The following is a 20332-nucleotide window of genomic DNA, read 5'->3' on the forward strand; positions in this document are numbered from 1 at the left end:
GATATACCCGTACGATCCTTGTTGCCTATGCGCGCTCGACCTTGCAGGCGCATTTCTTGAAGTCGGTCTCTTTCGACAGCGGGCAGGTCGCGTCCAGCGTCAGCTTGTTGGTCAACTGGCCTTCGTCGAACCACGGCATGAACACCAGACCGCGCGGCACCTTGTTGCGCCCACGGGTCTCGACCCGGCTGGTGACCTCGCCCCGACGGGTGGACAGAACAATCTCCTGACCCCGGCGCAGATCCCGATCCTTGGCGTCCTGCGGATGCATGTAAACCACAGCCGCCGGGTAGGCGCGGTGCAGCTCTGGCACACGGCGTGTCATCGACCCCGAATGCCAGTGTTCCAGCACACGACCGGTGCACAGCCACAGATCATATTCGGCATCCGGTTCCTCGGCCGCAGGTTCGTAAGGCGCAAAGATGATGCTCGCCTTGCCATCCTTCTTGCCATAGAACTTCACGCCCGCACCTTCGGGCACATAAGGGTCATAGCCTTCGCGGAAACGATACAGCGTTTCCTTGCCATCCACGACCGGCCAGCGCAGACCACGGGCTTGGTGATAGGTTTCAAACGGTGCCAGATCGTGCGCGTGGCCGCGTCCGAAATTGGCATATTCCTCGAACAGGCCCTTCTGAACGTAGAACCCGAAATGCTCGGATTCGTCGTTGTCAAAGCCCTCGGCCGTTTCCGACAGCGGGAACTTGTCGACGCTGCCATTGGCAAACAGAACCTCGTACATGGTCTTGCCGCGATGCTCCGGCATGGTGGCCAGCAGCTCTTCACCCCAGACCTCCTCAACGGTAAAGCGTTTCGAGAATTCCATCACCTGCCACACGTCCGACTTGGCCTCGCCCGGTGCCTTGACCTGCTGCCGCCAGAACTGGGTGCGGCGTTCCGCGTTGCCATAGGCACCTTCCTTCTCGACCCACATGGCGGTGGGCAGGATCAGGTCGGCGGACACGGCCGTGACGGTCGGGTAGGGGTCTGATACGGTGATGAAATTCTCGGGGTTGCGATACCCGGGATAGCCTTCTTCGTTGATGTTCGGTGCGGCCTGCATGTTGTTGTTGCACTGCACCCAATAGGCGTTCAGATCACCATCCTTCAGCTTGCGGTGCTGCAGCACGGCGTGAAAACCGGGCTTGGCCGGAATGGTACCCGCAGGCACATTCCAGGCGGTTTCGCAAATCTTGCGGTGCTCGTCATTCATGACAACCATGTCGGCAGGCAGACGGTGGGCAAAGGTGCCAACCTCACGCGCGGTCCCGCAGGCCGACGGCTGACCGGTCAGCGAGAAGGGCGAGTTTCCGGGCTCGGAAATCTTGCCCACCAGCAGGTGCACGTTGTACATCAACGAGTTCACCCACGACCCGCGGGTATGCTGGTTGAACCCCATGGTCCACAGGCTCATGACCTTGCGGTTCGGGTCGGCATATTGCTGGGCCAGACGCTCCAGCTTGTCCGCCGGAACACCGGACAGTTCCGAAGTGTATTCCAGCGTGTATTCCGATACCGCCTCGGCATATTCCTCAAAGCTGATCGGTTCCATCTTGCCGACATTGGGGTTCGCGGCCTCTTGTTGCAGCGGATGATTGTCGCGCAGGCCATAACCGATATCGGTGGCTGTTTTGGTGATGTTGACGTGGTTCTTGACGAACTCTTCGTTCACCGCGCCATTCTGGATGATGTAATTGGCGATATAGTTCAGGATCGCCAGATCGGTCTGCGGGTTGAACACCATGCCATTGTCGGCCAGCTCGAACGAGCGGTGCTCGAAGGTCGAAAGAACATGCACTTCGCATCCCGGCTTGGTCAGGCGCGTATCGGTCAGACGCGACCACAGGATCGGGTGCATCTCGGCCATGTTCGACCCCCACAGAACAAACGTATCCGCGTGCTCAAGGTCGTCATAGCAGCCCATAGGCTCGTCGATGCCGAAGGTGCGGATAAAGCCGACCACGGCAGAAGCCATGCAGTGACGCGCGTTGGGGTCGATGTTGTTCGACCGGAACCCGGCCTTCATCATCTTGGCCGCCGCATAACCTTCCCAGACGGTCCACTGACCGGAACCGAACATACCCACGCTGGTCGGGCCTTTCTTGGCCAGCGCCTCTTTCCACTTGGCAGCCATGACGTCAAAGGCTTCGTCCCAGCTGACCGGCTCAAACTCGCCATTCTTGTCATATTCGCCGTTGGTTTTGCGCAAAAGCGGCGTGGTCAGGCGGTCCTTGCCATACATGATCTTGGACAGGAAATAGCCCTTGATACAGTTCAGACCCCGGTTGACCGGCGCATCCGGGTCGCCCTGCGTGGCGACTACGCGGCCATCCTTGGTGCCCACCAGAACCGAACAGCCCGTGCCGCAGAACCGGCAGGCGGCCTTGTCCCAGCGGATATCGGGCGCGGCGGCCTGGGCGCTGGCCGAACCAGCGGCCATTGGAATGCCGGCAGCCGAGGCCGTGGCAGCCGCTGCGGACGCTTTCAGAAATGTACGACGGGATTCAGAGATGGTCATTGCATGGGCCTCCTGCTGGACGGTTGGCTTGGAGCATCAGGACGCGGAGCAGCCTCCGCGGGATCTTCGAAATGGTGATAGGTCAGCGATAGCGAGATCACGCCGGGGATCTGGTGCAGATCCATGATGGTTTCCGAGGCCAGCCGGTCGGCTGTATCCTCGACAACCACGACGAACCGGCCATCCTCGGCCTCGGCATGAAGCTCGACGCCATCGGTGCCGGTCATCGCCGCGCGTGCGGCGTCGGTGTGATCGGGGGCGATGTGGACAAGACAGCCACAGATATTCATTGGGTCACCTCCGGGTGCAAAGGGGCGGGGCGGTGCATCGTGATGGCCCCGGCGGGGCAGGCGGCAGAACATGTGCCGCATCCGATGCAGGTTTCGGTTTCAAGCGCTGGTTCAGCCCGCCCGCCCAGTTGCAGGCGAAAGCGGATGGCTTCCTGTTCGCAAGTGTCCTGACACAGGCGGCAGCTTACCCCGTTCATCGACAGGCAGCTTGCAGCCTCGATCCGTGCGCGCCACGGCCACTCGGTCACACGCTCGGGCAACAACGCCGGGGTCGGGCAAACCTCGGCACATGCACCGCATAAGGTGCAGCCGCCTGCGGAAAGATCCAGAACCGGAAAGCCGCTGTTGTCGAATGTGATGATCTCTTCCGGGCAGGCCCCGGCGCAGTCTTCGCAGCCTGTGCACAGATCGGCAAAGCCTGTCACGCCCGCACCCGGCGGTCGGATCGCATCAGGATCCTCCCGTAGGATACGTGCGCTCAGAAAAGCGCGTCTGCTGGTCAACTGGCTCATGGCTGGCGACTCGAGTGTGGATAGATTGGTTCGCGTCCTTACTTCCTAACTGCGCGAAGCAGCGCACGAATTGACCTATATCATGTTTTTCGCGAATATCATGTTCTTGGTGAATTTTCCTGACCCACCTGAGATTTGCGACCATGCGTCATACATTCAGCTCGACACGGGATCCGATAAAATATCTCAAGATTTCAGCTACTTGGCTTTCGGGCGCCGCGCATATCGCAGTAGACAGCCCATCTGCGATCACCGCGTCAGGGGCAGAAACCGAAACCGTTCTGTCCCGGTTTGCAGGCCCGTCCGGGGTGATGATGTGGCCCAAACCCTGTCCCAGCTGCGTCCCCAGCGACGATGATGTCGCGACCGCGCGGTCACGCAGCGCGACCCGTTTCAAAACCCGCTGGTCCGGCGCGACCAACCCGACTTTCCAGGGGGCGCCGTCGCCTCGCGCACCCAAGGCGGCAACCTCTCCCATATCGACCAGAACATCACGCAAACCAAAGCCACGCAGCAGCGCGGCGATCCGATCCGTGATCGCTCCTTGGGCGATTCCGTTCAGCGTCAGGGCCGACTGGCCCGGCACCGGCAGCCGCACCGACGCAGCATCGAAAGACACCCGTTCCCAACCCACAGCAGCGCGGGCGGCAGCCAGATCTCCGGGGCCTGCCCCTGTTGCCAAAGCATACCACAGGGGCTGAATGCTGGGATCGAAAGCGCCGCCGGAGGCCTGATGCAGCGCACTGCTCAGGCTCAGCACATTCAACAGCTCAGGCGCGGGTGCGGTCAAAACACCGTCGCGGTTCAGGCGGCTCAGCTGTGACTGCGGACGGTACAGGCTGAAGATATCCTCCAGCCGGGTCACCTCACCCTCGACGGCGGCAATGATCGGTGCGGCCTCGACATCCGCCAGCCCAACCAGCCGCAGGCTGGCCGCAGCCCCAAGGGCTGTGCCGCGCCAATGCGCGTCCGAAGCCATGGCCGGGGTGGCCGCACAGGCAGCTGAAATGATCAGAAAACGGCGACGGGACAGGGCGGTCATACGGGGGTCTCCAATGTCAGATCAAGATCGACAGGGCCAAGCACTTCGGCGTCGGGAATGTCGGGCAGGCGCATCGCGGTCCCGCCATAGGTCTCCGCGAAAACCTGCGCATCGGCAGGATCAGCAAAGGGCACCACTTCGCGCGCCCCCATGCCACCTGCCACATCGGCACCAACGACAAAAGTCGCACCATCCGCAGCGATCCAGTTCGAAATCCCTGGCTGCCGCCAGCTTGGCGCGACACCCATATCGCTGACATATATGGCAGTGATATCCGCATCGCGCTCGGGGCTTTTCAGATAGGCCACCATGTCCCGCACCTGCGCGAAAAACAGCGGGGCCGGATAGCCTTCCAGATGAACCTGCCCCTTGGGGCCGCCATGCTCGGTGACATTCATCTGACAGAAATAGCTCAGCGCATCGGGTGTCAGATCGACCGGGTCAGGGGCCTCTGCCAGCTCTTCCTTGCAGGCCGCCAGTGCAAGCAATGCGATCAGGGCAAGATGCCTCATGGCTCGACCCTCCGGAAAGCCAGCCGGGCGAGGGCAAAGCCCAGCACCGGCCAGATCAGCAGCGACGCGGGTGCGGCCCAGACCGGCAGCGCCTGTGCGGCCCCGGTCATGCCCGAGGCCATGGCAACGCCTTCCGTCGCGGCGATGTTCCACAAACGGAACGCGTCGGCCGGGTTGGCCACCATCACCCATGGAAAGACGGATTGGGTGAATGCGCCGCCCTTGTCCATGACGACGGCCCCCAACAGGCCCAGATCATAAAGGACGACAAAAACCAGCCAAAGCCCGGCCGACAGACCCGCCGCCGCGGTGGCGCCCCTCGCCAAAGCGGACAGCAGGTATCCAAGCGCCAGAAACACGGCGCCCAGTAGGATTGATGTCAGGATAAGTCGCACCAGCGCCATCAGGCTTTCCGGCCCGGCACCACCAAAGAACGCGGCTACCGCACCTGCGGTGCCAAAACCCACGGTCATGGCAAAGGCCAGCGCGGCCAGATGGGCGCAGAACTTGCCCAACAGGATTTCCCCGCGTCCAGCCGGATAGGACAGCAGCAGCGACAGGCTGCCCCGGTCCACATCGCCCGCGATGGCGTCAAAGGAAATCATCAGCGCCAGCAAAGGCGCAAGGTAAACCGACAATGTGGTCATCGACGCGACCGAGACGGTCAGCATATCAACACCCAAAGTGCCGGTGGGCGCACTGCCCGCAAAGGTCAGCGCCAAGGCGAACAGCACCATGATCAGCGTGGCAACCAGCAGCCAGCGGTTGCGGCGCAGGATCAGCATTTCAGTTCGGGAAATGGCAAGGAAGCGGGTCATGTCCTCTCCTCCTGTGCGTAGTGGCGATAAAGGTCCTCCAGCTTGGGCGGTGTCATTTCCACATCCGCCACCGCATCGCCCAATCCGGCGATCCGGCGCAGGGCCTCCATCTTGTCTTCGGGTGTGCACAGCAGCTCGACCGATGCGCCGTTGATCCGGTTGCCGCCCAGTTCGGCGGCCAGGGCATCCGCATTGGCGGTGGCGCGCACCTTCAGGCGGATCGGCAGACCGGCCAGCGCCGACAGGTTGTTCAGCGTGTCATCGGCCACCATCCGACCCTTGCGCATGATGGCGATCCGGTCGGTGCGCGCCTCAACCTCGGTCAAGGCATGGCTGGCAATCAGCACGGCGGTACCCTGCGCGGCCAATTCGTCAATAATGGCATAGAGGTCCTGCCGCGAGATCGGGTCCAGGCCCGATGTTGGCTCATCCAGCAGCGCCACTTTCGGCTGTCCCAGCAGCACCTGCGCCAGCCCCAGACGCTGCCGCATCCCCTTGGAATAGGCACCGATCCGGCGGTCCAATGCGTCGCTCAGGCCAACGCGCTCCAACAGGCCGGGCACATCGGCTTTTGACCCGGACAGTTTTGCAAACAGCGTCAGCTGCTCGCGTCCGGTCAACGCCGGGTGAAACGAGACCGCCTCGGGCAGATAGGCCGTATCCCGTCGTGCCTGCGCGCTGCCGGGGGTGGCGTTCCCGATCCGAATGGTCCCGTCCTGAATTGGTGTCAGGCCAAGGATGGATTTGATCAGGGTCGACTTGCCCGCGCCGTTATGGCCCAGCAGCGCCACGCGCTGACCGGGGGCAAGGGACAGGGTGATATCGTCAAGAACGCGGGTTTTCCCCCGGTTCTTGCAAACATGGTCAATTGACAGGGCCTTATCCGTCATGAGGCACCTTTTTCATAGCTGGGGGTTCAGGGGCTTGCATCAATGGGTTGCTGTCCATCACACCCCCCGGCAACAGTGCCGGGAAGGCCGATTGCGACCAGCGCACCAGCTGCACGGCAGGCGAGCCGAGCAGCAATTTGGCTGCGGGTTGGGTCCACAACACATGGTCCATACTGTCATTGGGTCGATAGGGGACATCGGCGATTCCGTTGCCATCCACATCATAGGCGGCAAAATCGGACCAGTAATTGCCGCGCCCGTCTTCGGACCACTCGACCCACTTGGTCGAGACGTATTTCACCTGCGTCCGGTTGCCGATGAATGAATTGCCAACGATGCGGTTGCGTTCACTGCCAGCGGTAAAGTGGATACCGATGCCACATCCCTCGAACCAGTTGTCGGTGAATTCGTTCTTGTTCGAGTTATACAGGAAGGTGCATTTTTCCTTGGCACCTTTCACCACATTACCGGTGATGACGCTCTTGTTGGCATAGTTTAGCATCACGCCATGTTCGCGGTCCCCGATCGAGACATTGTTGGCAACCCGCACATTGGTCGTGAACATCACCGCATAGCCCAGATCGTTGCCGATCGAGACATTGTCGCTGACGACCGAGTCGTCGGCATACATGTAGTGAACGGCAAACCGCAGATCGCGGAACAGGTTGCCGGTAAAGGTGTTCTTCTTGGACGAATTCACAAAGATCCCGTCGCGGCCATAGCGGATGTCATTGCCTTCAACCACCGCACCCGGCGCGTTCCAGACATAGACACCATTGCCGCGCGCGTTCATATGGCGATCCTGCCGCCCTTCAATCCGGTTGCCGCGCACGATGCTGTCCTTCGCACCGTGGATGTCGATGCCGTAAAGATTGCCCAGCAGCACGTTATCCTCGACCACCGGCGCGCGCGCCGTCTTGGTCAGCTGGATGCCGCTGTCGATCCCGTCATGGTCCGATCCCGATCCGATCACCGTCAGACCGCGTACGGTCACGCCCGGCCCGGTCACTGTGATCACACTGCCTTGGCCTTGGCCGTCGATGGTGGCCTGTCCCAGCCCGTCGAGGGTCACGGGCCGGTCCAGAACCAACTGCTCGACGTAAACGCCGGGGCTCAGGCGAAGGGTGTCCCCATCCGCCGCCTGCGCCAGTATCTCGTTGATGGCCCCCGCCCGATTGGGCACATCCCAGTCCGCCGCCCAAAGGGGCGAGCCGAGCAGGAGCGGTATGAGCAGGGGCCAACGCATGTTTATGCGCTCCGCGGCTCAACAAACATCCGGCCGCGCATCTCCATGTGCAGCGCGTGGCAGAACCACTGGCAATAGAACCAGTGCACGCCCGGCCGGTCGGCAATGAACGTGACCGAGGCGGTGGCCTGTGGTGCAACTTCCATCGCGATACCGAAGTTCGACAGGCAGAAGCCGTGGGTCACATCATCCACGTCATCGAGGTTGGTGACATAAACGGTCACTTCGTCACCCTGTTTGACAGTGAACTTCTCCATGCTGAACACGGGCGCAGTCGAGGTCATGTAGACCCGCACCTTGTTGCCATCCCGGATCGGCTCCTCGGCACCTTCGTCCAGATCGACACCGTCAGCGGCAGCCTGCGCGCGCGCCTCTTCCCACATCGGGTCGTTGCGGTCCCAGACGTTGACCGGGTTCACCTTGGACCGGTGAACAATGATCGAGTCATGCGGCTCGGCAAAGGTCGGGCCGTCATGGACCACCTTCATCTTGTCGCCGGAAATATCGATCAGCTGCTCATTCTCGGGCTTCAGAGGACCCACGTTCAGGAAGCGGTCTTTCGAGAACTTGTTCATCGAAATCAGCCACTTGCCATCGGCTTCGGCAGTTTCACCCATCGAGGTCGAGTTGTGGCCCGGCTGGTAATGCACGTCGACCTTGTCGACGATCGGGTCAACATCGGCACCCGCATAGGCCTCGATCGCCTTGGCGATGTCCCACTTCACCACCTGGCTGTCCAGGAACAGGGTGGTATAGGCGTTGCCCTTGCCGTCGAATGCCGTGTGAAGCGGGCCAAGACCCAGCTGCGGCTCGGCGACAACAGCGGAACGCGGATCGGCGTTTTCGCTGAACAGCGCATCGACCTTTTCCACATCGATCACGGACACGGTCGGCGACAGCTTGCCGTTGATCATGATGTGTTTCTTGTCGGGTGCCGCGTTCACACCGTGCGGCGAGTTCGGGATCGGGATGTACCGGGTCAGGTTTCCACCCGCCTCTTTACGCCCGTCCACGACCTTGACGCCGTTCAGTTCCTGATAGTTCCCGGCCGCTACGGCTTCTTCGATACCTTTGAGGTTGAACACGACCACATGGTCCAGCTCGTTCTCGGTCATCTCGGCCAGGTTCATACCCATTTCCGAGTTATACGAGGTCGAGAAGGCGTATTTGCCCTGATAGTCGCAGTCGGTGTTGTCGAGGTTGCCCGACACCATCACCTGCCATGCAACTTCCATGCTGTCGCCGTCGATGGCGGTAAAGATGTTCACATATTGCGACGGATCATCAAGGATCTGGCCGTCATTGACCAGCGGGGCCTCGTGCTCACCATTGGCAAAGACATAGCCGGTGCGCGGGAATTTCTGCGGACGCAGGCCGTGGATGTCATGCGCGTTCGGGATCTCGATGATCTTGTCGCATTTCATCACGTCACAACGCACACGGGCCACGCGGGTGTTGGCCTTGTCGTTCATGAACAGATAACGGCCATCATAGGTGCCGTCGGTGAACGACATATGCGGGTGGTGCAGGTCGCCGTTGTCATAGGTGACCTTGCCGTTTGCAGCCAGGAATTCCTTGGTTTCAGGCAGCAGGCCTTCGGTCAGAACCTTCAGCGACTCGTTGGTCTGGCCCCAGCCCGTGGCCGAGCAGCGGTTGAACACCGGCACCCGCATCAGCTCGCGCATGGACGGCACGCCCAGAATGCGCAGCTCGCCAGTCTGGCCCGACGACCAGAAGCCGTAATATTCGTCCAGCTCGCCCGGTTCCAGATGCTGCTTGGCGGCAGCGCTGGCCTCTTTCGCGGTCATCAGGGTCGATCCCAGACCGGTCCCGGCGATGACGGCACCGGTGGCAGTGGCCCCCAGCATTCCGCGGCGCGTGATGTTCAGTTTGTTTTCTTGGTCCGACATGGTCGTTCCTCCTTTTTAGGAAACGGTTTTCGGTTTGGCGTTCGGATGGTTCGCCGGTGGTTGCCCGAGGGGGGTCTTAGGTGTGACCGACCCGGTCTTGGCCCGCCGTTTCAGTTGGCGGATAACGACGGGACATTTGTCCTCGGACTGATAGAGCACCTGACAATGCAGGCAGGTGACGCACTCGTTCGGATTGATCTCACCGGTGGGGTGGATCGCCTGAACGGGGCATTCATTGGCGCAGGTCTGACAGGGCGTGCCACAATCGTTGTAGCGGCGCAGCCAGTCGAACATGCGGATACGGGCAGGGATCGCCAGCGCTCCGCCCAGCGGGCAAAGATAGCGGCAATAGAACCGTTCAACGAACAGCCCGATCCCCAGCAGGACCAGCGCAAAGACCACAAACGGCCAGTCGCGCATGAATTTCAGAATGATCGCGGTCTTGAACGGCTCGATCTCGGCATATTGCTCGGCCAGCGGGATCGATACGAAACTCAGGCCAAAAAGACCCAGAAAGATCATGTATTTCGCAGGCCAGAGACGCTCGTTCAGGCCCCAGGGCAAAGTCCATTGCGGCACTTTCAGCGCCCGCGCGATCTTGTTGGTCAGCTCCTGAAGCGCGCCAAACGGGCACAGCCATCCGCAATAGGCCCCACGACCCCAGAACAACAGGGCTGCGGCCACGGCAAACCACTGGATAAAGACCAGCGGATCCAGCAGGAACGCATCCCACGAGAACCCCGTGCGCAAACTGCCCGCCAGCGCCATCAGGTTCACCACGCTCAGCTGTGCATTGGCATACCAGCCGATGAAGAACAGGGTTATCGTCAGGTACCCGATGCGGAACCAGTAGAAGACGCGCGCATTCATCGTGGCGTGGAACTGGAAGAAGAACGTGGCCGTCAGCACCAGCAGCATGACACCAAGCCCGGCGATCTCGACGGTGCGATCCTTCCAGATGCGCTGCCACAGGGCGGCCTTGGCGGCCGCTTCGCCTGTTGCATCATCCACGACCGAAGGCGCGGTGACGGGCAACAGGTACTGTTCCGGCAGTTTGTATCCCAGATCGAAGGTCAGAAAGGTCTTTTCAACCGCCCCGACGGCACGCTGCACCAGCAATTGCAGGCGGAACGGCTCGGCCGGGTCAAACTCGGCATCAGCGGGAATCTTGAAGATATCCAATTCGGTAAAGCTGGGGGCATCTGGCGCGGCAACCTCACCCAGACGGCGCTGCTGCTTGTCAAAGAACCGCACCGAGCTGTCGCCCTGGATCAGTTGAATCCGGTCAAAGATCCCACCCCGGACATAGCCCGAGCCCTTGAAGCTATAGGCCCCGCGCCCCAGAACCAGAATGGCCTGTTCACCTTCGTCCAGCCAGTTGGTCAGGTTCTGGTATTCAGCCTCACCCAGCAGCGACTTGCCGATAGACGGGACCGAAACAAGCGCCATGTGCATGTCGATGAAGGTGTCATCCGGCGCGCCCGGTTCGGGTCGCTTGATCGCGCGCTGATCCCCGGTGGCTTCAAAGGCGGCATTGACCTGCCCGACATCCAGCGTCATCCGCCGGACCGAGCCGTCTCCAGACAATGTGGTCCAGTCGTAAATGGCATCCTGCGCCATATCGACTTCGCGCTTCGGACCTCCAGCCTGCACCGGAGACAATCCGCCCAGCCCCAGCGCGCGGGCCACTTTGATCCCTCCGCGCACAAGGCTGTCATCGATCACCATGATCGTCACGGTCGCACCCGAGATAATGTCTAGGTCATGCCCCTCACCCCCGGTCTCGGCCTCTCGTTTCAGGTCAAGGCCCGCATAGCCTTCGGTCAGTTCAACCATCCGGGAATTGGGAATGCCGATCAGCACGATGGGTTCGGAATGCTTGACCAGCTGAACACCGGTCAGAACAGCATCCGCGTCGATGGCGGCAACCACGTGAATGGGTTTGCCGGAATATCCGGTTGTGCCGACAAAGTCCGAAGTCAGAAAAGCCCACGCAATGGTCTCGCCACCCCGAAGGACCGGGGCAACCTTCACGTCGCTGCGTACCGGGCCAAACGCGTCGGCACCCGGGGCCAGGTCAGCCGGATCGATGTCAGGAAGAAAGCTGGCAAGACTGTCGGCGCGTGCACTGATTGCGACACCGCAGGACAGAATGAGGGCCAGAAGGAAATGGATTGCGCGACTTATGACCACGGCGCACCTCCGATCAATTGGGTGGACGCCATGGACGCGCGCGGGGCGCGTTCAGATTCTTCTAGGGTCGTGAACGGGGGCCCCCGGGTTTCGGGCCACAGGTGTTTGGGGCTGTACAAAATGCACTGCCCCCCATGTTCAAAACGTACATTTTGAACATTTCCGACGCTTGCGGGCTGCAAAGCGCCCGGCATCGGTGCTGACACCGTCACCGCACAAAGCGCACAGTCCGCGCATTTCGGGCAGGGCGCGGTTGGATCGTTGTCGCCTTCTTCTTCAAGGTCAACTTGAACCCAGACCGCGCCCGCCTCCGAGCAGATCTCCACCCACATGCTCTCACCGGGACTCGCCAGAACCGGGCCAAGCATTTGCAACAACAGAAGGAAAATACCTGCCAGTCCACACGCCGCGCGTAATGCGCGAACAGGGAGGGTGTGGAAAGAGTTAAAGGCAGGCATGGAGAATCCAACTCGGTATTCTTTCCCGAGTCGTAGGCGGTTTTCCCTGTCCGATACTTGACTTTCGTCAGGCCTTTGGAATTTCCCTTCAGCCGTCCGCTTCGTCCATCAACCCACGCACCCATCGCCCTGCCAACCAGGACGCGGGTATGCCTAAAGGTATTGACCAAAGGATTGCCGGAACCGGTCCAATCACCCCGAAACCGGCGCTGTGCAGGATCAGACCGGCCAGAAACAGGTTGATGGCCACGGTCAACATGGTGGCTGGATAAAGCAGAATTGCCAGTTTCCAGACCGGCCATTTGCCTTCAGTGGCTGGTGCCTTCCGAGAAGGTGATTTTGTTCCAGACATTGTACTTCCCAGACGGTTTTCGCATCGGCAGGCGGCGCACTTCTTCCAGCGTCTGCGCATCATAAACAATCACCGCGCCGTCATCTTCCCAGATTGATACAAGCGCGTGGCGGCCATCCTTTGTGAACTCGACATGTGCCACGGTCTTGCCCTGTGCAGGGCGCAAAGTCCTTACGATTTCAAGGCTTTGCTTGTCGATCACATGCATGGCATCCTTGTTGGGGCCAAAGAAGACATCGGCCCAGACGTAAGGCGAATTTTCGTGGCTCCGCATGAAGAAGCCCGGCCCTTCGGTCTTGATCCGCTTGACGGTTTCCCAAGTCTCCATGTCGATCACCGACACCGTGCCGTCGGTCAGATGCGGTGTGGCCATAACGGTCGTATCGCCATGTTTCCACGTAATTCCCGAGCCCAGATGCGGCATCCCCGGCAAGTCCAGATCGGCCACCTTGTGCCCAATAACAAGGTCGATCACCTGTCCGCCCTTGCCATCGCGCGCGGCACCCATGACGTATTCATAGCTTTGATCGAAAAAGAAATCGTCCAGATAGTCGGGCGTGGTGATCTTGCGCACCGGGAAGGGGTCGGTGTTCTTGAACTGCCCTTCGATGCGGAAGTCGTGACCCAACCCGGATTGCGGCGGGTTGGCTCCGTAAAAGACCTCCCAGATCTCGGGAACATCCTTGAGCGCCAGAACAAAGCTCTCGCGCGGGGGGGCCTGATACACCGCGGATACGCGGCTGGATTTCCCCGCTTTTCCTTTGATCGCAATGACTTTTGCCACCGACAGGTCTTCGGTCGACAGCAGGGTCAGACTGTTTGGCAGATAATTCGCAACGGCCAGCCACTTGCCGTCACCGGACATTGCGATGTTTCGGCTGTTAAGCCCCGCCCGTACGCGCCCCACCTGTTGCAGGGCCCAGATGTCGTATTTCTGAACCCAGCCATCCCGGGACATGATGAAAACGTAACGCCCATCCGGGCTGAACTTCGGCCCGCCGTGAACCGCGAAGGGTGTCTCGAACCGGTCCAAAACCTCAAACGTGTCACCATCCAGCACGCTGACATGATGATCCCCGGTTTCGACCACCAGGGTGATGTTCATCGGGTCACTTGACCACACTGGCGCATCAACCGGGACATAACCGTCATCCAGCGTGCGGCTGTCCATAATATGGGCCTCGCCCCATTCGGGGTCGGTTTCCAGCGGTGATTTCAACCAGCCGGCCAGCTCTTCAATCTGCAAAGCATCGAGTTCGTGCGAGAAAGCAGGCATTTGCGTCGCCGCGCGCCCTTCCGCAATCACCGCCGCGATACGCGGCCCACGCATGCGCTGCAGCGTCTCTGGGATCAGTGCCGGACCCACACCGCCCAGGCGGTTTTCACCGTGGCAGGACGCACAATGCTCGGCATAATCCGTTGGTGCATCCGCCCAGGCACCACCGGCGCCCAGTACAGAACACATCAACACGACCTTCATCTTTTCAAAAATACTCCCGCCGGAGGCTCCGCTACGTGTCTCTGGCGCCCATGTCGAAGGCTCAAAGCAGACAGGATCAAAAGAACTGATGCGCCGGATCATGGCTTTTCCCCCGGAACGGCGTGACCCGCAGACGCTCGCCTGCGTCGTCAACACCGATTTCTTCGTTTGTCAGGTAACAGGCCGGATCTTCGGCCCAGGGATCACCGGTCAGTTGCAGGGCCCGGATGCGGGTGTTGCCACCGCAGACATCCTTTAGCTCACAGGCCCCACAGCGCCCCTTGAGGGGGCGCGGACGCGTGCGCAGCATGGCCAGCATCGGATCGTCGCTGGTCCAAAGCTCGGAAAACGATGTCGTCTTGACGTTGCCGACTGTGTAATCAGACCAGTAGGTGTCAGGATGGACCCGGCCCAGATTATCGATATTGGCCACACCCAAACCGCTGGAATTTCCTCCCCAAGCGGCCAGATGCTCGCGGACATGCGCAGCCTTGTCAACGTCGAAATGCGCACGAATCCAGTTCAGAAAATACCCCGCATCTGCGTCATTGTTGCCGGTTACGATGTCCAGCGGGCGACCGCCCGAGGCAGCCTCCCACGCGCGCTCCAACAGCAGATCCATTCCCTTGCGGGTGCGCTGATGCTCGGCATCTTCACCACGGTTCTTGTCACCACGCCCGGCATAAACCAGGTGCGACAGGTAAAACTTGTCGACGCCCTCGTCATCGCATAGCTGAAGCAGGTCCGGCAGGTGATGCTGCGTGCCTTCGGTCAGGCAGAACCGCAAGCCAACCTTGATGCCGCGCCTCTTGCATTCGCGCACACCGCGCAGGGCGTCGGCAAAAGCCCCTTCAACACCGCGGAACCAGTCATTCGTGGCCCCGATCCCATCCAACGAGATGCCAACGTAGTTGAAACCAACGTCGGCAATCATGTCGGCTGTTTCATCATGAATGCGTGTCCCGTTGGTCGACAGCGCCAGCATCGGCACAATGTCGCGGGCACGTTTGGCAATGTCGAAGAAATCGAACCTGTCCAGTGGTTCCCCACCCGAGAGGATCAGGGCCGGGACGCGAAACTGGCCCAGATCCTCAAGGGTTACCATGGCTTGCTCGTGGCTGAGCTCGCCCGGGAACGCAACATCCGCCGAGACGGTGTAGCAATGACGACACTTCAGATTGCAGCGCCGCGTCAGGTTCCAGATTACAACCGGTTTCACAGGACCGGGGCGGCGTTTTCGCACCGGGGTCGGTTTGACCAGCTGGTGCATGTATTCGGTCAGGCGGAACATCGTCTCAGCCTTTCTTTTTCAGGCGCAGCCCGGTCTTTTTCAGGATGCGCGTGGAATAGAGGATATCCTTGGCCCGGCAGGCATCACCCAGGATCATAGTGATCTGGGCGCGTTTTTCCTCGACTTCATCCCGATCCGATCCGTGAACCATGGCAAACAGATTGTAGGGCCAGTCGGGCAGGGCGCGCGGGCGTTCATAGCAATGGGTGACAAAGGGTAGAGCACCGATCTGAGCGCCCAATTCGGCGATGCGGTCATCTTCGACATCCCAGACAGTCATGCCGTTCGAGGTCATGCCAAGCTTGTAGTGGTTGGGGGCGGCCGCGATGCGGCGGATTACGCCGCGCGCTTTGAGGGCTGACAGCCTCTCAAGCAGATCGGCTTCCTGCATCCCCAGATCATCAGCAACCTGAGCATATGGGGCAGAAACCAGAGGCAATCCGCCCTGTAGCGCTTGGATAATCTGTCTGTCTGTTGCGTCGATCATGCCGCCACCCGAAAGCCGATGTAGAATTCCTGAAGTTTGGGGAAACAAAGAACCTCGATCACCGTTTCCCGTTCGATTGCATCGGCTGTGGCCCTGATTCCTTCGGGCGTTTCAGTGGCCAGTACGAACCACATGTTCAGCCGGTGCGTGCGTTCATAATTATGGGCGACCTCGGGGTGTGCATTGACTTTGGTCACTACGGCTTCAAATTCCCCGGCTGGAACGGCCATCGCGCAGAGGCAGAAGGCACCGCCCATTGCAGCGGCATCGAAGAACGGCCCAAAACGTGTGATGACGCGTGTCTCTTTCATGCGCGTCAGGCGCGCCAGCAATTCGGCCTCGGACAGGTCAAGTTCTTTGGCGACTGTTGCGTAAGGATGTGAAACCAGTGGCAGATCGTCCTGCATACGGTTCAGGATCGCACGGTCAGTTTGGTCCAGCGTCATGCGGCGACCTCTTTGGTTTGAATCAGTGCACCGGTCTGCTTGAAACAGCGGGTAGAGAACAGAACCTTGTTCCGTGCACCTGTCAGTTCGGACAGGGTCGTCGCACGGGCCAGTACGTCCAAAGCTTCGCTGCGGGACCGCGCGTGGATCATGGAATACAGGCGATATGGCCACACATCGGGCACCGGGTTGCGCTCGTAACACAAGGTCACCCCTGGGAAAGCGGCCAAAGCGGGGCCAGCGATGTCGATCTGCTCTGCCGGCAGGTCCCAGACCACCATCGCATTGGCCGACCAGCCAAGCGCCCGGTGACGTACGATGACGCCCAGCCGCGAGATGATACCGGCCGAATGCAACGCGATGACTCGCGCCATCACATCATCAACGTCCCGGTTCAGTGAATGTGCCAAATCTGCATAGGGTTCAGCGACCAGAGACAGTCCCGAACTCAGCGTCTGCAGTAGACACCGATCACCTTCGCGCATCGCAGTTGCATCCACCTGGCGTGCTGTAGGCACGGTTTTGACCCCGCCGATCATGCGGAACCCAAGATCAACGTTGAAAGGGCGCACCAGCCGCAAATCCAGCACCCGCAGCCCGGTGACCCGGCTGATCCGTGCGAGGGTAGCATCCACATGCGCCCGATCCGGGCCGGTTGCAACGAACCAGAGGTTCCAGGTATCCTCACGCTGATAATTGTGGTTTACACCCGGTTCGGCGTCGATCAGGGCGGCGACCTCTTCCAGCCGCTCCTCCGGGACGGACACTGCCGCCAGCGTACTGGCCGTCACCACGCCGGGCGTGATGGTTGCGCCAACCCGCGTGATGCGACCCGTAGTGCGCATTCTTGAAAGGCGGTGGATGACTTCGCTTTCGTCAAGTCCAAGTGCGTTTCCAAGAACCTGAAACGGGCGTTCGGTCACCGGGAAATCGCGCTGAAATTCATCCAGCAAGCGGCGGTCGATCGGGTCTGTAATGTGTTGCATGACTTACAGACCCGTCTTGTGCGCACGCGCGGTAAAGAAGATACCCGAAGGGCTTTCGGCCTCGATCTCGCGCAGCTTTTCAAAACTATGCGTGTCATAAACCATGACCTTGTTCGCATCGCGCACACTGATCCAAACCTCGTGCCCGCGCGGCGTGAATTCCATGTGCAAAACGGCCGGGCCGGGCTTGAATTCGTGGATGATCTGTTTGCTGACGGTATCGATGACCTGAATGGTATCGTTCAGCGGGTGGGCAAAGTTAACCCAGACCTGCCGCCCGTCCGGGCGGGCCATGGCAAAAACCGGCTGTCCGTAGGTTTGCGTGCGTCCGGTCTCGGTCAGGGTGGTGGCGTCGATCCACAAAACCTCGTGGTGGCCAACGGCGGGCAAGACAAATTCGGACCCTGTCAGCGCCCAACCTTCCAGATGGGGCATCTTGTAGACCGGCATTTCCTCCTGACCACGGCCATAGCCGGGTAGAACGCGGATCGGTTCCGGGTTGTCGGACCACAGATCAAGCGCGGTCAGACCATCCTCGCCAAACAGGCCGGTGATATAGGTGCGGCCATTGGCAGTGATCAGCGCGTCATAAGGGTTCTTGCCGATATCGGGGATCTTGGTGATCTCGGGCGCGCCTTGTGCGAAATCCGCGATCCATGTCTCGCCGGTGTCCCACATTGTGAAAACGAAACGGCGGCCCGGCGCGTCGACCAGACCAATCGTTTTGCTGCCGGTGGGAATGTCAGCCACCATCTCCAGCGTTTGCGCATCAAACACGCGCACACCGCCGGGTTCGTAATTCGATACAGCTACAAAGGCGCCATCGTCCGAGATTGCGCCACCAATGGCGTTTCCGGACTGCACAACACGGTTCACGATCTGGCGGGTGACAATGTCAACCTTGGTCAGGCCTCCGTCACGGCCAAAGACATAGGCAAAACGTTCATCCGGTGAATAGACCAACGAGGCGTGGGACAGATCGCCCAATCCTTCTATCCGGGCCAGAGCTGCACGGTCGGACTGGTCCACCAACAGGACCGATCCGCTGGCACGTTCGATCACCAGCCCAAGGTCTCCTGTCGCCATCGGCTCGGCCTGGGCCGTGGTCATCATCAATGTCGCCGCAAGGCTGAGGATAAGGTGTTTCATTGTGCCTCCTGTTCCAGCAGGTATCGGGCAATCCATTCGGCCTCTTCTTCGCTGATCAGGGGCCGCCACGGGGGCATCGCCGTATCGGGGATGCCGTCAAGGATGACGCCGGTCAAAACCTCGGCGTCATAATGCTCCAGTGTTTTCGAGCGCAGATCAGGCCCCAGGCCGCCTTTCAGCGATAACCCGTGGCACGAGCCGCAATCCTGATGCACAAGTCTTTTCAGTGCGTTGGGATCAATGACATCGGCAGCAAAGGCGGACGTTGCGGCCAGAACCGCAGTTGTCAGAAAGGTTCGGGCGACCCACCCCTTGTGGCCGGGCACATTTCTGTTCGGCGCGGGACACGGCACACGATTTCTGCACCCTAGCTTAGCCATGAGCCCGTTCCAGAATGTTCGCCACGGGCTGTTCGGCGTAGAGTGAGACAACTTTGCCGATGATGAAAAGCGTTGGTGCCTTCAACCCGGAGGTGCGCACGTCGTTGGCCAATTGGTCCAGCCGTGACACCAGCCGGCGTTCATCGGGTGTCGTCGCATTTCCGATGGCCAGAACCGGTGTTGATCCCGGTAGGTTTTCGGTCATCAGCCCCATGGCGATCTGGCCGATATTGGCCACACCCATATAGACCACCAGTGTCGTGTCCGGGTCGGCCAGGCGTTTCCAGTCCAGATCCAGCACTTTGTCTGCCTGCCGGTGTCCGGTAACATATTGAACCGAGGTGGCCAGACCGCGATGGGTCAGCGGCACGCCGGTCGAGCAGGACGCGCCCTGCGCCGCCGTTATCCCCGGTGCGTATTCGACCGCCACGCCATGGGCCATCAGATAAGCGGCTTCTTCCGAGCCGCGGCCAAAGATCATCGGATCGCCACCTTTCAGACGGGCGACCGTGTGACCTGCGCTGGCCTCTTCCAGAAGGATTTCGTTGATCCGGTCCTGTGGGACGGTGTGGCATTTGGGCGCTTTCCCAACAGGGATCAGCCGCGCGCCTTCGGCGTGCAGATTCAGGATATCAGCAGACACCAGCCTGTCATAGACCACCACATCTGCTTCCTGCAGCATTCGCAGGGCACGCAGCGTCATCAGCTCGGGGTCGCCGGGGCCTGCACCAATCAGAAAAACCTTACCGCTCATGTTCAAACTCGCTGGGTCTGAATGTCTTCGAAACCCGGGGTTTCCTGCGCGAATCCAATGCTTTTGCGGGACGTTGCTGGGTAGGCCGGGCGTGTCATGAGGGCAGATTGGCGCAATCGAAAACCAACCTCCTTGACATAAGTTAAGGAGCGCGGGATTTGCGCCCGCGCCCCTCTGTTCAGCCTATGAAAACACCCGGGATCAGGGCTCGACAGTGATCACCCCGATCATGTTCTGTGTCTCCCAATGGGGCCCGCAGAGATAATCCTGAGGGCCGGGTGTCAGGAAGGTCATTTCAACCGTTTCTTCCGGGAACAACCGGTCGCTTTCGGGTTCGCTGCCATCTTTCAGCAACACACTGTGGCTGGTGCGCTTGTCGACATTCACCCATCGGACAGTTGTACCTGCCTTTACGGTCAGTTCGAACGGGCAGAAATTGTAGTTGTACATCAAAACCACTTTGGCGTCCTCGACCGAGGCCGAGGGGTGGCCGAACAGCTCGACATAACGTTCTTCGGCTTCGGCGCAGATCTCGGCGGTTTCATCTGACCAGGCTGGCGCGGCAAGAAGCAGCAGCGCGGGAAGAAGGCGGTGGGGTTTCATGGTCCATGTCTCCTT

Annotated in this window: 20 protein-coding genes; all 20 read right to left on the minus strand. The window is 60.3% G+C overall.

All coding sequences use genetic code 11. From position 1 onward, the window contains the following. Positions 1 to 25 precede the first annotated feature (25 nt). The 20 genes from napA to ACR0AD_RS17620 all read right to left on the minus strand — a co-directional run bounded on the left by napA (position 26) and on the right by ACR0AD_RS17620 (position 20317). Positions 26 to 2518 (minus strand): nitrate reductase catalytic subunit NapA, encoded by a 2493-nt coding sequence (gene napA, locus ACR0AD_RS17525; RefSeq protein ID WP_480488747.1) that lies wholly within the window; start codon positions 2516 to 2518, stop codon positions 26 to 28. Further along, complete coding sequence (locus ACR0AD_RS17530; protein WP_267363554.1) at positions 2515 to 2808, minus strand: chaperone NapD; 294 nt, start codon at positions 2806 to 2808, stop codon at positions 2515 to 2517. Before ACR0AD_RS17530 ends, napA begins: the two co-directional genes overlap by 4 nt. Further along, positions 2805 to 3320: a ferredoxin-type protein NapF gene (gene napF, locus ACR0AD_RS17535; protein WP_480484297.1), complete on the minus strand. Its 516-nt coding sequence runs from the start codon at positions 3318 to 3320 to the stop codon at positions 2805 to 2807. The genes ACR0AD_RS17530 and napF overlap by 4 nt, the downstream gene beginning before the upstream one ends. 148 nt (positions 3321 to 3468) lie before the next feature. Continuing rightward, complete coding sequence (locus tag ACR0AD_RS17540) at positions 3469 to 4362, minus strand: FAD:protein FMN transferase (RefSeq protein ID WP_480488744.1); 894 nt, start codon at positions 4360 to 4362, stop codon at positions 3469 to 3471. Further along, positions 4359 to 4874 carry a nitrous oxide reductase accessory protein NosL gene (locus tag ACR0AD_RS17545; protein ID WP_480488743.1) on the minus strand — a complete coding sequence of 172 codons (516 nt, stop codon included), beginning with the start codon at positions 4872 to 4874 and terminating at the stop codon, positions 4359 to 4361. The genes ACR0AD_RS17540 and ACR0AD_RS17545 overlap by 4 nt, the downstream gene beginning before the upstream one ends. After that, on the minus strand, positions 4871 to 5692 hold the full coding sequence (locus tag ACR0AD_RS17550) for an ABC transporter permease (protein WP_480484300.1): 822 nt from the start codon (positions 5690 to 5692) through the stop codon (positions 4871 to 4873). Before ACR0AD_RS17550 ends, ACR0AD_RS17545 begins: the two co-directional genes overlap by 4 nt. Further along, entirely contained in the window at positions 5689 to 6582 is an 894-nt protein-coding gene (locus ACR0AD_RS17555) for an ABC transporter ATP-binding protein (protein WP_480488741.1), read from the minus strand. Before ACR0AD_RS17555 ends, ACR0AD_RS17550 begins: the two co-directional genes overlap by 4 nt. Then, positions 6572 to 7828: a nitrous oxide reductase family maturation protein NosD gene (locus ACR0AD_RS17560; RefSeq protein ID WP_480488739.1), complete on the minus strand. Its 1257-nt coding sequence runs from the start codon at positions 7826 to 7828 to the stop codon at positions 6572 to 6574. The genes ACR0AD_RS17555 and ACR0AD_RS17560 overlap by 11 nt, the downstream gene beginning before the upstream one ends. A 2-nt stretch (positions 7829 to 7830) precedes the next feature. Further along, a complete protein-coding gene (gene nosZ / locus ACR0AD_RS17565; protein WP_480488737.1) occupies positions 7831 to 9738 on the minus strand; it encodes a TAT-dependent nitrous-oxide reductase in 1908 nt (635 codons plus the stop codon). A gap of 15 nt (positions 9739 to 9753) precedes the next feature. Then, positions 9754 to 11931, minus strand: a complete 2178-nt coding sequence (locus tag ACR0AD_RS17570; RefSeq protein ID WP_480488735.1) for a 4Fe-4S binding protein — start codon at positions 11929 to 11931, stop codon at positions 9754 to 9756. A gap of 546 nt (positions 11932 to 12477) precedes the next feature. After that, entirely contained in the window at positions 12478 to 12741 is a 264-nt protein-coding gene (locus ACR0AD_RS17575) for a hypothetical protein (RefSeq protein WP_209507042.1), read from the minus strand. Continuing rightward, positions 12698 to 14221 (minus strand): cytochrome D1 domain-containing protein, encoded by a 1524-nt coding sequence (locus ACR0AD_RS17580; RefSeq protein WP_480488733.1) that lies wholly within the window; start codon positions 14219 to 14221, stop codon positions 12698 to 12700. The genes ACR0AD_RS17575 and ACR0AD_RS17580 overlap by 44 nt, the downstream gene beginning before the upstream one ends. Before the next feature lie 76 nt (positions 14222 to 14297). After that, on the minus strand, positions 14298 to 15512 hold the full coding sequence (gene nirJ / locus ACR0AD_RS17585) for a heme d1 biosynthesis radical SAM protein NirJ (RefSeq protein WP_480484306.1): 1215 nt from the start codon (positions 15510 to 15512) through the stop codon (positions 14298 to 14300). A gap of 4 nt (positions 15513 to 15516) precedes the next feature. Continuing rightward, positions 15517 to 15999 carry a siroheme decarboxylase subunit beta gene (gene ahbB / locus ACR0AD_RS17590; protein WP_480484307.1) on the minus strand — a complete coding sequence of 161 codons (483 nt, stop codon included), beginning with the start codon at positions 15997 to 15999 and terminating at the stop codon, positions 15517 to 15519. Continuing rightward, complete coding sequence (locus tag ACR0AD_RS17595) at positions 15996 to 16445, minus strand: Lrp/AsnC family transcriptional regulator (protein ID WP_480488731.1); 450 nt, start codon at positions 16443 to 16445, stop codon at positions 15996 to 15998. The genes ahbB (ACR0AD_RS17590) and ACR0AD_RS17595 overlap by 4 nt, the downstream gene beginning before the upstream one ends. Then, positions 16442 to 17431, minus strand: a complete 990-nt coding sequence (gene ahbB, locus ACR0AD_RS17600; protein ID WP_480488730.1) for a siroheme decarboxylase subunit beta — start codon at positions 17429 to 17431, stop codon at positions 16442 to 16444. Before ahbB (ACR0AD_RS17600) ends, ACR0AD_RS17595 begins: the two co-directional genes overlap by 4 nt. A 3-nt stretch (positions 17432 to 17434) precedes the next feature. Beyond that, a complete protein-coding gene (locus tag ACR0AD_RS17605; protein ID WP_480488728.1) occupies positions 17435 to 18580 on the minus strand; it encodes a cytochrome D1 domain-containing protein in 1146 nt (381 codons plus the stop codon). Next, positions 18577 to 18906 carry a c-type cytochrome gene (locus ACR0AD_RS17610; protein ID WP_480488726.1) on the minus strand — a complete coding sequence of 110 codons (330 nt, stop codon included), beginning with the start codon at positions 18904 to 18906 and terminating at the stop codon, positions 18577 to 18579. The genes ACR0AD_RS17605 and ACR0AD_RS17610 overlap by 4 nt, the downstream gene beginning before the upstream one ends. A 46-nt stretch (positions 18907 to 18952) precedes the next feature. After that, positions 18953 to 19714, minus strand: a complete 762-nt coding sequence (gene cobA / locus ACR0AD_RS17615) for a uroporphyrinogen-III C-methyltransferase (protein ID WP_480484311.1) — start codon at positions 19712 to 19714, stop codon at positions 18953 to 18955. A 201-nt stretch (positions 19715 to 19915) separates the two neighbouring features. Then, positions 19916 to 20317 carry a cupredoxin domain-containing protein gene (locus tag ACR0AD_RS17620; RefSeq protein ID WP_480488725.1) on the minus strand — a complete coding sequence of 134 codons (402 nt, stop codon included), beginning with the start codon at positions 20315 to 20317 and terminating at the stop codon, positions 19916 to 19918. Positions 20318 to 20332 lie beyond the last annotated feature (15 nt).

It is taken from the genome of Ruegeria sp. BH8, assembly GCF_056538065.1.

What these genes read in the sequence shown, in the direction of transcription:
- ACR0AD_RS17545 (WP_480488743.1), bottom strand. Translation starts at nt 4,874, where the DNA reads ATGAGGCATCTTGCCCTGATCGCATTGCTTGCACTGGCGGCCTGCAAG.
- ACR0AD_RS17595 (WP_480488731.1), bottom strand. Translation starts at nt 16,445, where the DNA reads ATGACGCTGGACCAAACTGACCGTGCGATCCTGAACCGTATGCAGGAC.
- ACR0AD_RS17555 (WP_480488741.1), bottom strand. Translation starts at nt 6,582, where the DNA reads ATGACGGATAAGGCCCTGTCAATTGACCATGTTTGCAAGAACCGGGGG.
- nosZ (WP_480488737.1), bottom strand. Translation starts at nt 9,738, where the DNA reads ATGTCGGACCAAGAAAACAAACTGAACATCACGCGCCGCGGAATGCTG.
- nirJ (WP_480484306.1), bottom strand. Translation starts at nt 15,512, where the DNA reads ATGTTCCGCCTGACCGAATACATGCACCAGCTGGTCAAACCGACCCCG.
- ACR0AD_RS17540 (WP_480488744.1), bottom strand. Translation starts at nt 4,362, where the DNA reads ATGACCGCCCTGTCCCGTCGCCGTTTTCTGATCATTTCAGCTGCCTGT.
- ACR0AD_RS17530 (WP_267363554.1), bottom strand. Translation starts at nt 2,808, where the DNA reads ATGAATATCTGTGGCTGTCTTGTCCACATCGCCCCCGATCACACCGAC.
- napF (WP_480484297.1), bottom strand. Translation starts at nt 3,320, where the DNA reads ATGAGCCAGTTGACCAGCAGACGCGCTTTTCTGAGCGCACGTATCCTA.
- ACR0AD_RS17605 (WP_480488728.1), bottom strand. Translation starts at nt 18,580, where the DNA reads ATGAAACACCTTATCCTCAGCCTTGCGGCGACATTGATGATGACCACG.
- ahbB (WP_480488730.1), bottom strand. Translation starts at nt 17,431, where the DNA reads ATGCAACACATTACAGACCCGATCGACCGCCGCTTGCTGGATGAATTT.
- ACR0AD_RS17560 (WP_480488739.1), bottom strand. Translation starts at nt 7,828, where the DNA reads ATGCGTTGGCCCCTGCTCATACCGCTCCTGCTCGGCTCGCCCCTTTGG.
- ACR0AD_RS17580 (WP_480488733.1), bottom strand. Translation starts at nt 14,221, where the DNA reads ATGAAGGTCGTGTTGATGTGTTCTGTACTGGGCGCCGGTGGTGCCTGG.
- napA (WP_480488747.1), bottom strand. Translation starts at nt 2,518, where the DNA reads ATGACCATCTCTGAATCCCGTCGTACATTTCTGAAAGCGTCCGCAGCG.
- ACR0AD_RS17550 (WP_480484300.1), bottom strand. Translation starts at nt 5,692, where the DNA reads ATGACCCGCTTCCTTGCCATTTCCCGAACTGAAATGCTGATCCTGCGC.
- ACR0AD_RS17575 (WP_209507042.1), bottom strand. Translation starts at nt 12,741, where the DNA reads ATGTCTGGAACAAAATCACCTTCTCGGAAGGCACCAGCCACTGAAGGC.
- cobA (WP_480484311.1), bottom strand. Translation starts at nt 19,714, where the DNA reads ATGAGCGGTAAGGTTTTTCTGATTGGTGCAGGCCCCGGCGACCCCGAG.
- ahbB (WP_480484307.1), bottom strand. Translation starts at nt 15,999, where the DNA reads ATGATCGACGCAACAGACAGACAGATTATCCAAGCGCTACAGGGCGGA.
- ACR0AD_RS17620 (WP_480488725.1), bottom strand. Translation starts at nt 20,317, where the DNA reads ATGAAACCCCACCGCCTTCTTCCCGCGCTGCTGCTTCTTGCCGCGCCA.